The organism is Bradyrhizobium sp. LB13.1, assembly GCF_054056815.1.
This window is the reverse complement of sequence record NZ_JBSRYQ010000001.1, coordinates 6,471,992-6,484,136: the sequence shown is the minus strand read 5'-3', so window position 1 is coordinate 6,484,136 and position 12,145 is coordinate 6,471,992. Positions and strand designations below refer to the sequence as shown.

12 protein-coding genes and 2 pseudogenes are annotated in these 12,145 nt (G+C 62.9%); 7 read left to right on the top strand and 7 right to left on the bottom strand.

All coding sequences use genetic code 11. The annotated features are described in order from the left end of the window. Positions 1 to 13 precede the first annotated feature (13 nt). Positions 14 to 268 carry an acyl carrier protein gene (locus ACVWYI_RS31405; protein WP_247347689.1) on the bottom strand — a complete coding sequence of 85 codons (255 nt, stop codon included), beginning with the start codon at positions 266 to 268 and terminating at the stop codon, positions 14 to 16. A 318-nt stretch (positions 269 to 586) separates the two neighbouring features. Here ACVWYI_RS31405 and ACVWYI_RS31400 point away from each other — a divergent pair, with 318 nt between their 5' ends. Further along, positions 587 to 1,345, top strand: coding sequence for a hypothetical protein (locus ACVWYI_RS31400; protein ID WP_456664091.1), 759 nt, complete (start codon positions 587 to 589; stop codon positions 1,343 to 1,345). 2 nt (positions 1,346 to 1,347) lie between these two features. On the opposite strand, the gene ACVWYI_RS31395 is transcribed toward ACVWYI_RS31400, so the two are convergent. After that, positions 1,348 to 2,130 carry a L,D-transpeptidase gene (locus ACVWYI_RS31395; protein ID WP_456664090.1) on the bottom strand — a complete coding sequence of 261 codons (783 nt, stop codon included), beginning with the start codon at positions 2,128 to 2,130 and terminating at the stop codon, positions 1,348 to 1,350. 315 nt (positions 2,131 to 2,445) lie between these two features. Here ACVWYI_RS31395 and ACVWYI_RS31390 point away from each other — a divergent pair, with 315 nt between their 5' ends. Beyond that, positions 2,446 to 2,769 carry a hypothetical protein gene (locus ACVWYI_RS31390; RefSeq protein WP_247347869.1) on the top strand — a complete coding sequence of 108 codons (324 nt, stop codon included), beginning with the start codon at positions 2,446 to 2,448 and terminating at the stop codon, positions 2,767 to 2,769. 46 nt (positions 2,770 to 2,815) lie between these two features. Here ACVWYI_RS31390 and ACVWYI_RS31385 read toward each other — a convergent pair whose 3' ends face one another. Together ACVWYI_RS31385 and ACVWYI_RS31380 are read right to left on the bottom strand one after the other, a co-directional pair. Next, positions 2,816 to 3,577, bottom strand: coding sequence for an ABC transporter permease (locus ACVWYI_RS31385; protein ID WP_247442496.1), 762 nt, complete (start codon positions 3,575 to 3,577; stop codon positions 2,816 to 2,818). Further along, complete coding sequence (locus tag ACVWYI_RS31380; RefSeq protein WP_247347679.1) at positions 3,574 to 4,497, bottom strand: ABC transporter ATP-binding protein; 924 nt, start codon at positions 4,495 to 4,497, stop codon at positions 3,574 to 3,576. The genes ACVWYI_RS31385 and ACVWYI_RS31380 overlap by 4 nt, the downstream gene beginning before the upstream one ends. Before the next feature lie 287 nt (positions 4,498 to 4,784). On the opposite strand from ACVWYI_RS31380, the gene ACVWYI_RS31375 reads away from it, so the two are divergent. Then, positions 4,785 to 5,501 carry a hypothetical protein gene (locus ACVWYI_RS31375; RefSeq protein ID WP_456664089.1) on the top strand — a complete coding sequence of 239 codons (717 nt, stop codon included), beginning with the start codon at positions 4,785 to 4,787 and terminating at the stop codon, positions 5,499 to 5,501. Between the two features lie 451 nt (positions 5,502 to 5,952). Here the strand turns inward: ACVWYI_RS31375 and ACVWYI_RS31370 are convergent, their stop codons facing one another. Beyond that, on the bottom strand, positions 5,953 to 6,309 hold the full coding sequence (locus ACVWYI_RS31370) for a transporter (protein WP_456664088.1): 357 nt from the start codon (positions 6,307 to 6,309) through the stop codon (positions 5,953 to 5,955). Positions 6,310 to 6,347: 38 nt separating this feature from the next. Continuing rightward, on the bottom strand, positions 6,348 to 6,491 hold the full coding sequence (locus tag ACVWYI_RS31365; protein WP_456664087.1) for a hypothetical protein: 144 nt from the start codon (positions 6,489 to 6,491) through the stop codon (positions 6,348 to 6,350). 833 nt (positions 6,492 to 7,324) lie between these two features. On the opposite strand from ACVWYI_RS31365, the pseudogene ACVWYI_RS31360 reads away from it, so the two are divergent. The 3 genes and pseudogenes from ACVWYI_RS31360 to ACVWYI_RS31350 all read left to right on the top strand — a co-directional run bounded on the left by ACVWYI_RS31360 (position 7,325) and on the right by ACVWYI_RS31350 (position 10,605). Continuing rightward, positions 7,325 to 8,272, top strand: a pseudogene (locus ACVWYI_RS31360) (formylglycine-generating enzyme family protein). A gap of 32 nt (positions 8,273 to 8,304) precedes the next feature. After that, a complete protein-coding gene (locus ACVWYI_RS31355; RefSeq protein ID WP_456664086.1) occupies positions 8,305 to 10,152 on the top strand; it encodes an arylsulfatase in 1,848 nt (615 codons plus the stop codon). Positions 10,153 to 10,263: 111 nt separating this feature from the next. Continuing rightward, positions 10,264 to 10,605, top strand: coding sequence for a hypothetical protein (locus tag ACVWYI_RS31350; RefSeq protein ID WP_456664085.1), 342 nt, complete (start codon positions 10,264 to 10,266; stop codon positions 10,603 to 10,605). Here ACVWYI_RS31350 and ACVWYI_RS31345 read toward each other — a convergent pair. Continuing rightward, positions 10,602 to 11,015 (bottom strand): annotated as a pseudogene (locus tag ACVWYI_RS31345) (cytochrome P450); the annotation flags it as partial. The gene ACVWYI_RS31350 and the pseudogene ACVWYI_RS31345 sit on opposite strands and share 4 nt — an antisense overlap. Positions 11,016 to 11,173: 158 nt before the next feature. Here ACVWYI_RS31345 and ACVWYI_RS31340 point away from each other — a divergent pair. Then, on the top strand, positions 11,174 to 12,106 hold the full coding sequence (locus ACVWYI_RS31340; protein ID WP_456664084.1) for a LysM peptidoglycan-binding domain-containing protein: 933 nt from the start codon (positions 11,174 to 11,176) through the stop codon (positions 12,104 to 12,106). Positions 12,107 to 12,145: the final 39 nt, after the last annotated feature.

Sequence of the window (12,145 nt, the reverse complement as noted above, 5' to 3'; positions counted from 1 at the left end):
GCTTCAGCCGCCCTCAGGCGGCGGGGCGGATTGCACGCTTGTCAGCGAGAAATCGCGACAAGGCCTCAACGGTCGGATGGTCGTAAAAGTCGTCCGTCGACAGTTCGAGGTCGAGCTTCTCCTCGAGTTCCATCATCAGGTAGACCAACATCGCCGAATCGAGGCCGAGACGATTGAATTTCGTGCCGATGTCAACTCGGTCCCTCGAAATTCGCAGGATATTCGCCAGGGCGGTAACGCAGAAATCCGAAATCTGCTCGCGTGTCATGTCATGTCCCAGAAACAATCAGAATGACAATACGGGCGACCTTCTGGTTGTCAATTTGGCCGGAACGCCGCAGCGTTGAAGGTTGGGGACTGTTGCTTTCCTGCGTCGTCCGAGTGCTCAATCCGTGCGTGCACAGGCTGGCGCGATTTCCGCGCTTGGGCCCGATTGCGAGGCGCTTCTGTCCCCGCGGTTCCTGTCGGATCCTGCCTGCGTCCATCCAGCGCGGCAGTGATTTGATTCGGCGAGGGCGGTTGACGACGGCCGCGGAGGGCCGAAACTGGCCGCCAAGAAAAATGATCGGCACCGGGAGCAACCCAGATGCGGCATATGTTCATCGCGATCATGGCGGTTCTTATGGCCGGGCAGGCGGCAGCCAAGGATGTGCTTTCGGGTGCGAGCCTCTATGAAGACGTGACGCGTTATGCGTCCTTCGGTCTGCACCGGTTCGGTTCGCCCGGCGATCGCGCCACCGGCGAGTGGATCGCCGCTGAGCTCAAGGCCGCCGGATTCGAGGTCAGATCCCAGCCCGTCGTGCTTGGCTGCGTGTGCGAACGTGGCCCCGGCATTTCCAACTTCCTTGCGCTGGCGCGCACGGTCGCTGCCGAAAAATGGCCGGCGCATGTCGTCTTCATCGCGACCGCCGGCCATGAGATCGGCCATGGCGGCATGGAGCTGTTCCTGAAGAACGGAGCGCCGGCGCCGAAGGAAACACTGGCGTGGATTCACTTCGGCTCATCGAACGCCTGCTACGCCTTCGCGGAGGGCGCCCGCACCGATCGGCCTGAGGAGGAGCGTTATCTCGTGCTGAGCAAATCCGCCGTCGCGCTGACTGACGAAGCCTTCGCCAAGGTCGATGCAAAACGGCTGGTGACGGAGAAGCAGGCGGTCGGCGAACTGCGCGATGTGCATGCGGCGGGCTACGCCAATTTGCTCGGCATGGCCGGCCGCCATCGGACTTTCCACACGCCGTCGGACGATTTCGCCGCGACCGGGCCCGAGCTCCTCGAGCCGGTCGCCCGTGCCTTCGTCCAAGCTGCGCGAAAAATCGTCGAGCGCGGCAACGCGGCGTTCAGATAGCGTCAGTTCTGGTAGTAATAGCCGCGCGGCTGATAAACCTGCCGGGGCTGCGGCTGGTAGTAGTTGCCCTGCTGGCCGTTGCCCTGATTGTAGTATTGCTGCGGCTGTTGCTGATAGACCTGCGCGTCATAGAGCGGGCGGCTCGTCGCGCGCGGCGCGGGATAGCGCGCGCCGTTGTCGCTGCCGTCGGCGGGATAGATGTAATTCTCGTCCTGCGGCATGTAGCGGCGGGCGGGTGCGGCCGGCGGCGTCAGGTTCACGGGATCGCCTGATGTGGCGTACTGCTCTTCGGCCGGTTGCGGCGCGCGGGCCACCGCTGTGGGGTTGCGGCCGCGCGGATTGCGCGCGAGCGCCACCTGCGCCGATCCTGTCAGCGTCACCGTGGTGTTGAGCACGCCCTGCTGCTGCACCAGCGCGTAGAGCGTCGTGGCATTCTGGCGCGACAGCCGTACGCAGCCGTGGGAGGCGGGCGAGCCGAGCCGGCCGACCGAGTCCGTGCCGTGGATGGCATGCCCGACCTTGGTGAAGAAGATCGCGTGCGGCATCGGCGCGTCGTCGAATTCCTTGGAGTAGTGATCCTCTTCCATGCGGAAGGTGCGGAACGCGCCGTTTGGCGTCTCGCGCGAGGGGATGCCTGTCGACACCGGCCAGTGGTAGCGGGCGACGCCGTCGACGGCGACGGTCATCTGCTGATTGTCCTTGTCGATGGTGATCTCGACCTTGGCTTGCGCGCTGCCCGCGGTCAAAAGCATCAGCGAGGTGAAAACAATAAAAAACGAACGCATCTGACTTCTGGCCTCCGGCCTGTTCACGCTAGACGCCGCGGCTCTCCGTCCCCGGCGTGCACTATGCCTGCAATCCGGCTTTCGTTCCAGCGGCCTGCCTCGCCCATCGTTAACGGGACGCCCGGCGTAAGCAAGGCCGCTTTGTGCCGCAAAGCCAGCGGCGGTGCTGACATTTTCGCGAGCGGGGATGCGTTCACAACGCCGACAATTCGTCACAATGGCGCAACCATTTGGCCGCTCGGTGCGTTGACTGTGGCCACGCTCGACAGGCGGCGCCCGCCGCCGTTACCCTTTATATTTTCCTTGGGATCGAAGATGAACAAAGCCCGCATCGCCGCCGCGTCATTGCCGGCGGGTCTGCCCCTCCGCCTGCTGCTCGCAGCCGCCGCCATCCTCCTCGCGCTATTGTCGCTGCCGCAAGCTGGCCACGCCCAGGGTATCGTGCGCGGCGCCCAGGAAGGCTCCTATGAAGGCAATCGTATTGCCGGCCCGGTGGGCGGTGCAGTCGGAGGCGTCGTCGGCGCCGGTGTCGGCGGTGCCGTTGGCGCGGTCGAGGGTGTGTTCGGCATTCCACATCGCGGCCATCGACGCTGCCGCGGCTATTACGACGGGTACCACCGCTTCCACTGCTATCGGTAGCCGCTGGCGATTCCGGGGCGCGCGCGCCCCGGAATGACGGCCAGGGTCAATTCTTCAACCGATACCCCGTCCGGAAAATCCACCAGATCAGAACCAGGCAGATCATCAGGAACGCCGTCGTCATGCCGACGCTGACGGACACGCTGACATCGGCGATCTCGTAAAAGCTCCAGCGGAAGCCGGAAATCAGATAGACGACCGGATTGAGCAGCGCCACCGTGTGCCAGGCGGGCGGCAGCATGTCGATGGAATAGAAGCTGCCGCCGAGGAACGTCAGCGGCGTCACCACCAGCATCGGGATCATCTGCAGCTTTTCGAAGCCGTCGGCCCAGATGCCGATGATGAAACCGAACAGGCTGAACGTTACCGCCGTCAGCACCAGGAATGCCAGCATCCAGACCGGATGATGGATGTGCAGCGGCACGAACAGGCCGGCCGTGGCGAGGATGATCAGGCCGAGGATGATCGACTTGGTCGCGGCCGCGCCGACATAGCCGAGCACGATCTCGAAATAGGAGATCGGCGCCGACAGGATCTCGTAGATCGTGCCGGTGAATTTCGGGAAGTAGATGCCGAACGAGGCGTTGGCGATGCTCTGCGTCAGCACCGAGAGCATGATCAGGCCCGGCACGATGAAGGTGCCGTAGCTGACGCCCTCGACCTGGCTGATGCGCGAGCCGATCGCGGCGCCGAACACCACGAAATACAGCGAGGTCGAGACCACCGGCGAGACGATGCTTTGCAGCAGCGTGCGCCAGGTGCGCGCCATTTCGAACAGATAGATGGCGCGGACGGCCCGGTAGTTCATGACGCCCTCACGAGGTCGACGAAGATGTCCTCGAGCGACGATTGGGTCGTGTCGAGATCGTTGAAGCGGATGCCGGCGGTGCGGAGGTCGCCGAGCAGGCTGGTGATGCCGGTACGCTCGCCCTTGGTGTCGTAGTCGTAGACCAGCGTCGCGCCGCCGTCGCAGAGGTCGAGCTCGTAATGGCCAAGGCTCTCTGGCAGCGCATCGAGCTTGCCTTGCAGATGCAGCGTCAGCCGCTTCTTGCCGAGCTTCTGCATCAAGGTGGCCTTGTCCTCGACCAGCACGATCTCACCCTTGTTGATGACGCCGATGCGGTCAGCCATCTCCTCGGCTTCCTCGATGTAATGCGTGGTCAGGATGATGGTGACGCCGGATTGCTGAAGCGTGCGCACCACTTCCCACATGCCCTTGCGCAGCTCGACGTCGACGCCGGCGGTGGGCTCGTCCAGGAACAGGATCTGCGGCTCGTGCGACAGCGCTTTCGCGATCATCACGCGGCGCTTCATGCCGCCGGAGAGCGTGATGATCTTGCTGTCCTTCTTGTCCCACAGCGAGAGGTCTTTCAGAACCTTCTCGATGTGCGCAGGATTCTTCGGCTTGCCGAACAGCCCGCGGGAGAAGCTCACGGTCGCCCACACGCTCTCGAAGGCGTCGGTGTGCAATTCCTGCGGTACCAGCCCGATCAGCGAGCGCGCCTTGCGGTAGGAGGTCTGGATGTTCTCGCCGCCGACCAGAACCTTGCCTTCGCTCGGATTGGCGATGCCGCAGATGATCGAGATCAGCGTGGTCTTGCCGGCGCCGTTGGGGCCGAGCAACGCGAAGATTTCGCCGGGCTTGATGTCGAGATTGACGTTGTTGAGCGCCTTGAAGCCGGACCCATAGGTCTTCGACAAATTGGCGACGGAAATGATGGAGGACATGATGGCCGCAAGTCTGAGGGGCTGAATGCTGGGGAGGGGAGGCTGGAACCAGCCGGGAAGGGCGGGTCAGCGGAGCCCTGAGATAGGAATGCCCTTGCCCGGCTGCAATTGCCGAGAGAAAAATGGTCTCAAAGCAGGCCCTTCCGTGGCAGGTTTCGGGCAAGTGTTGCGCGATCGTCACGGCTTGCTGCTAAGATCGTCGTTCACGCGGCTCTTTGTTGCGTCTGCGAGCAGGCCATGGCTACGATTCCGGCCAATCGCGAAGCGTATTCCCAGGGAAAAGATCGATGAGACCGAACGGCCTTCACACCGCCGGCACCAGCCAGTTGTCCGCTCTCCGTGTGTGGGCGATGAGCCTGCTCCTGCTGTCAGCTGTTGCCATGAGCCCGACCACCGCCCACGCGGCTCCGAGCCAGTCCGCGGCCGCGACCACGCATGTCTACCTGCTCCGCGGCGTGCTCAACATCTTCTCGCTCGGTCTGGACACGATCGGCGCCCGGCTCCAGGCGCAGGGCATCCCGGTGACCGTCTCGAACTTTGTGTCCTGGTCCTCGCTCGCGGATGAAGCCGCCATCGCCTACAAGGCGGGGCGGCTCAAGACCATCGTGCTGGTCGGGCACTCCTCCGGCGCGACCGCGCTGCCGGACATGATCGCCAAGCTCAACCGTCTTGGCGTTCCCGTGAAGCTCGCGATCGGGCTCGACTCCGTGTTCAAGACCAAGCTCTCGACCGGCGCGGAGCGTTACATCAACATCTACATCGGCGACGGCCCCGGCGAACCGGTGAAGCGCGCGGACGGTTTCCGCGGCAAGCTCGACAATGTCGACGTCCGCGGGTCCGGCGTCGGCCACATCTCGATCGACAAGAACGAGGCGATCCAGCGCCGCGTGATTGCCGAGATCGACGCCGCAATCATGCACTCGCGCGCACCTGCTCCGGTTGCCGAGCCCGGCAGGCCCAGGCCGGCACGGTCGGCGGCGGCAATGGCTCCGGCCAGGAACTAGCTGGATCGCTGTTTTGGATCCGGAGCGAACGTCACACAATCGTCTACGCTGAAGAAAGGCCACCGGCCCGACGAAAACGAGATGACCGCAAACGACGCGCCTCCTTCGTACCTGCCGTGATGCTCGTCGCGTGCGGGTGTGGGTGAGTTGACCGCGCATGCGTCCGCGGTCGATTTGCACGATGTTTCTCTGAGAGCCGCGGACCGCGTTCTTGAGCTGTTCGAAGCTTTCGAGGCTCCGAACTTGTATCGGTGTGAACTGTGCCCCATCGGTTCTGTCCGACCTCAGAACCTTGCCTTGATGGCTTTCCCCGTGGTGGCAGATGAAACCGAGGCATCGATGGCGAGCGGCAACGACACCGTGAAGAAAGCCCGCCGTTCCCTCCAGATGGTTGACGGCGTCGAACTCGCGAAAGACCTTGAGCCGCGTCGAGACCGGCAGCTGGCCGATCTCAAACGTGTAGCCAATGGCGCCGCCGAGCGCGACCACACGTCCCTTGAACGAGAAGGACCGCGGCCCGGCCGATGGTGAATTGCTTGCTGAGATATTTGGTTACTGCCCACTCCAGATGGAAGTCGTCACCGGTCTTGTAGTCGGTGGCGGTGTTGGTCTGGTTGAAGGTAAATCCCGCCGTCGCGGACAGGTCCCAGCGGTGTAGATTGCCCGCCTGCCATCCGACGAAGGATTGCACGAAGAAGTCGCTGAGGTTGGTATTCGCATCGGTCACGTTGACGCCGATCGGGCCGAAGCGCGGTGAATTGACCAGCAGGTCGGCGTTGACACGCGGTTCGCCTACCGACGAGGTCACCGAAAACCCGAGATCGCCGCCGAGAATTTTCGCCGGTGTCACCCAGCGGCGTGATGCCGGCGCCCGTTCGAGCGCGATCCCATCAGGTAGGCGCCGATGCCGCCTTCGGCCGCGTTGGCCGGTGCATCGTTCAGGCAAAGCAGCGCGCCGACCGCAAGTGCGGCGGTAACACGATGTCGCATTTGCCTACCTCGATTCCCCAAGGCGCAATGCATGATCGCAAATCGGAGTCCGGTTATTTCTATGCGACATTCCGACGCGACAACAGCGTCTCAATTTTAGAGCGAGTGCTAAAAAATGGCACAAATCGTACATCACATGCGCGCGGACTTCTGTTACGCTGAAAACCTATGGCAATCCAAAAGAAGTTGGGAAAGGATACCGACCAATTCGCGCAGTGATTCAACTTAAGACTGAATTATGGAAGGGCGTCTGAAATGCGATCGGTCATAAGAAATCTTGTAAAAATAACGGTAATCCGCCGTTCGAGCGTAGCAATCGCTCTTGGCCTGACGGTCCTTGCGGTCACCGGGCCGACGGCCTCCGCCATCAATGCCGGCCCAGCCGGTGTGCTGGGATACCAGATCAAGCAGGAGAGTTCTGTCATCGACGTCGTTGTGCGTCGCGGTGGCGGCGCGGTGCGCCGGACCACCGTCGTAGGGCCGCGCGGCGGCGTGGCAAGCCGCACCCGTGGTGCGCCGGGGCGCCGTAGTGCGTCCGGGCTATGCCGGTGGCGGCGTACGCTGGGCACGGCCCGGTCGGTACTATTGGCCCAGGGGCGGAGCCATCGCTGCCGGCGCTGCGATCGGCTTTGTTACCGCCGCTACGGCCGCTGCTTGGGCGGGCGCTGCTCCCGCTCCTGGCATGTGCTGGTACTACACGGACCCATCGCGCACGCAGGGCTTCTGGGATTACTGCCGGTAGCGGACCATCGTCTGGAGCCGGTGCCATGACGTTGCTGCGTACCGAGATCGGGCTGAACGAACGACCGTTGCAGGATAGCCGGACCAATGAGATGGTTCGGATTCCCGGCGGCACGTTCCGTATGGGATCGAACCATCACTATCCCGAAGAGGCGCCGGTCCACCGCGTGACGGTGGATGGCTTCTGGATCGACCGCACACCGGTGACGAACCTCCAATTCAAGGAATTCATCAGGACGACTGGCCACCGGACGTTTGCCGAGATTCCCACCCGACCCGAAGGATTATCCCGGCGGGCTGCCGCACATGCTCTACGCCGGCTCGCTGGTGTTCTCGCCGCCGCCACGTGTGGCTAGTTTGCGCGACTGGAGCCAGTGGTGGGATTTCATGAAAGGCGCCGACTGGCGCCACCCCTATGGGCCGAAGAGCAACATCAATGTGCTCGATCACCATCCGGTCGTGCATGTGTCGTTCTCCGACGCGCTCGCCTACGCGCAATGGGCGGGCAAGGATCTGCCGACCGAGGCCGAATGGGAATTTTGCGCACGCGGCGGCCTCGACGGCGCCGAGTTTGCCTGGGGTGACGAATTTCTGCCCGGCGGCGCACATATGGCCAACACTTGGCAGGGTGAATTTCCCGGACAGAACCTCAACGCCGACGGCTACGAGCGCACCTCGCCGGTGACGGCTTTTCCGTCGAACGGTTACGGTGTCCACGACATGATCGGCAACGTCTGGGAATGGACGGCCGATTGGTATTCTAATGGACGGCCGATTGGTATTCTCCGGAGCACGAGGCCGACGCGCCGAAGTCGTGTTGTATTCCGGAAAACCCGCGCGGCGGTCGCGAAGAGACGAGCTTCGACCATAACCAACCGAATATCAAAATTCCGCGCAAGGTGATCAAGGGCGGTTCGCATCTGTGCGCGCCAAACTATTGCCGCCGTTATCGCCCGGCCGCGCGGCATGCCGAGGCGATCGATACCTCCACCAGCCACCTCGGGTTCAGGTGCGTCGTCAGGAACTCACCTACCTGTTGATTTTGCCGTCGTGCAACCAGCGGAGAGTTGAAATGTCCAGCGAAGATAAGAATAAAAACCATAGCGAAGGCGTCACCGACGATACCGGCAGCCGTGCCGTCAATCGTCGTAATATCCTGCTGGGAACATCCACCTTGGTGGCAGCGGCGGCGCTGACTTCCAGTGCCTTGGCGCAAGCCCAGAAAGCCGCGCCGGCCGCGACCGCTCCGGCACCGGCGCCTGCTGCGCCGGCGTCCGGCCGCAAACCCAATATTCTGGTGATCTGGGGCGACGATGTCGGTGTCGCGAACATCAGCGCCTATTCGAATGGCCTGATGGGCTACGAGACGCCGAGCATCGATCGTATCGGCCGTGAGGGGATCAAGTTTCTCCATTACTATGGCGAGCAGTCATGCACGGCGGGTCGCGCCGCCTTTCTGACCGGCCAGCATGGCATCCGCAGCGGGCTGACCAAGGTCGGCTTTCCCGGTGCCCCGATGGGCATGAGCCAGCTCGATCCCTCGATCGGCGGGCTCTTGAAGAACCTCGGCTATGTAACCGGGCAGTTCGGCAAGAACCACGTCGGCGATCGCAACGAGTCGCTGCCGACCGTGAACGGCTTCGACGAGTTTTTCGGCAATCTCTACCATCTCAACGCCGAGGAAGAGCCGGAACTGCCGGACTATCCGAAGGAACCGTCCTACCTTGCCAAGTTTGGCCCGCGGGGCGTTCTAAAATGCAAGGCGACCGACCGCGACGATCCCACCGTCGATCCGCGCTTCGGCAAGATCGGCAAGCAGACCATCGAAGATACCGGAGCGCTCACCAAGAAGCGCATGGAAACGATCGACGACGAAACCTCGGCCGCGGCGATCGATTTCATCAATCGGCAGAAAACGGCAGGCAAGCCGTTTTTCTGCTGGTTCAATGCAACGCGCATGCATCTTCGCACGCATGTGCGCACCGATCATCGAGGCCGCTACACCCACGGCGACAGCGAGTACATCGACGGCATGCTGGAGCACGACGACACCGTGGGTAGCTTGCTCAAGGCGCTGGACGACATGGGGCTCGCAAACGACACCATCGTCGTCTATTCGAGCGACAACGGGCCCCACATGAACTCGTGGCCGGACGGTGCCATGACCTGGTTCCGTTCGGAGAAGAACACCAATTGGGAGGGTGCCTTCCGGGTGCCATGTCTCGTCCGCTGGCCCGGCGTGATCAAGCCCGCCACGGTTACCAACGAGTTGATGAGCCACAACGACTGGATTCCCACGCTTTGCGCGGCCGCCGGCGAGCCCGATATCGTCAACAAACTCAAGGCCGGTTACACCGCCAACGGCGTCAATTACAAAGTGCACCTCGACGGGTTCGACCAGACCGCTTTCCTGCGCGGTGTCAGCGGTACCGCCGGAAACAACAACGGGACCAAGAGCGCGCGCGACAAGTTCTTCTATGCGGACGACGACGGCCTGCTGGTGGCGCTGCGCAAGGGCGACTACAAGTACGTCTACGCCGAACAGCGATCTCCCGGCACGATGCAGGTGTGGGCGGAACCGTTCACCAAACTGCGCCTGCAGAAGATTTTCAATCTGTTGCAGGATCCATTCGAACGCGCCGATATCACGTCCAACACCTTCTGGGACTGGCAGTTGAACCACGTCGGGCAGGTCTATGGTGCCATGGACGACGTCGGGGCCTTTGTAATGACGTTCAAGGAGTTTCCGCCACGCTCGTTCCCGCCGAGTTTCGTGCCGGCAACGATTCTCGAGGAGCAACTCGACGACATCAAGGACAACAGGGCGAAGGCCGGTCAACGGGCGCAGAGCATCGACAAGATCCGCTCGGGCGTGAATCAGATCATCGAGCAGCAGCTTCAGCAGCGCGGGATCAAATAAGCGACGCTGCATCGAATCCGGTTCGCCCACGGGCGGACCGGATGACTTCGTTTTGCGTGGCCTCGACTCGACAGGGCGATTTGATGTTTGCATTGCTCCGTCCGGCATGCCTTGTTCGTGGTGTGGCTGGTTGTCGCTGCGGCCCCTCTCGCGCTCGCCCAGTCTGATCCGCTGCCGTCCTGGAACGACGGCGCGGTCAAAAAGGTCCATTACCGATTTCGTCACGCGCGTGATGACGCAAGGCGGCGGCGACTTGTCCCGTCGAGCAGCGCATCGCGACTTTCGACAATGACGGCACGCTCTGGACCGCTCGACGAAGCGACTGCGCAGCGCTGCCGGCCGGCAGCCACCGGCGATGCGGCGATTTATACCGAACACGTTAAGCTGGCGCATACCATCCGCAAGGTGCTGCTGCGCCAGATTGCGATCACCAATTACGTCAATCCGTTCTAGGCGGCCGTCACCCGCACGGGCATACTCTCAAGCCCACGCAGGGAATTATTGAGTCTGCGCCTCGGCTCTGCCGTGAGCTCGATGGTCTTCACACGCCTTGTGAGCTCGCTGAAGATCAATTCGCCCTCCAGACGTGCGATCATCTGGCCGACGCAGGCGTGGATGCCGGCGCCGAAACCGACATGCCCGGTCGCGAGCCGTTCGACGTCGAAGCGGTCTGGTCTGTCCCAGCGCGCGGGGTCGCGATTGGCGGAGGCCATGAACAGCAGCACCTTGCGGTGTGCGGGGATCACGCCGCCGCCGATCTCGACATCGCGCGAGGTGGTGCGAAAGAACGTCTGCACCGGCGAATCATAACGCAGCCCTTCCTCGAACGCGTTGCGGGCCAGCTCCGGTTTGTGGTGCAGCTTGCTTCTGCCGCTTTAAGCTCGCGGACGGCCCCCGGCAAAAGCGAGGCGCGTGGTCGAGTTTCCGCGGGGGCCGGTTCCGTGCCCCAAAATCCACCCAATCGGTGGTCACTAAGCCCCCGGGGGAGGTTGCTGCCTCCCGTGGTGGGACTGCTGGACTGATGATGGATTTGAGGCGACCAGTCGTACTGGCAGCGGTTGCGCTGCTCGCCCTAAGCCCCGGCATGGCCGTTGCCTCACCCGCCAAATCGAAGCCCATTGCGGCCGCACCCGCCGCGCCACCGCCCCCACCGTTCGAGCCATTGGCGCCGCCGAAAATCTACCTCTTCCGCGGCGCCATGGGGCCGTTCTTCTCCACCGGCATGGACCGGCTCGAAGAGAAGCTGACGCAGGCCGGCTTTTCGGCCAACGTCTATGAATTCACCATCTGCCGATGGATCGGTGACCGCGCTATCTCCAGCTACAAGGAGGCACCGGCTCCGATCGTGCTGATCGGGCATTCGATGGGGGGGCTGTGCTCAATCGTCATCTCCGAGATGGCGGCCAAGGAGAACATCCCGATCAGCCTCGTCATCACCATCGATCCCGCGCATGCGACCGGCGACGTGCCGCTCAATGTCGAGCGCTTCATCAACATCTTCCTCTCCGACAGCGTGCTCGGCGGTGGCAACGTGGTGGCCGTGCCGGGCTATCGCGGTCATTATGCGAGCTACGACCTGAAGGAGAATTCGCGGGTCAGCCACATCAACATCGAGAAGTCCGACGACATCCATCGTCAGATCATCGAGATGGTCACGCAGTTGCCGCGGATCCCGCCCCAGACTCAAATCGATGCCGTGCCGCTGCGTTATCTCGTGCCTGCGAATACGCTGGTCGAATTGTGGGATAGCGGCGTGCGTCTACCGGTGCGCCGGGGCGACACCATGGAGAGCATCGCCGCAGCTAATCGCGTGCCGCTGTGGTCGCTCGCGCAGAGCAATTCGCTGGCGGAGAACGCACAGCTCACCCCCGGCCAGTCCATCATCGTCCCGCGCCATCTGGCGCCGCCCGCGCCGGCTGCCGCGATGGCAACTCCGCCTGCTGGGCGGAGGTAGAAGCCTGGTCTCATCGCGACCACGGCGGCGGTGCGCTCC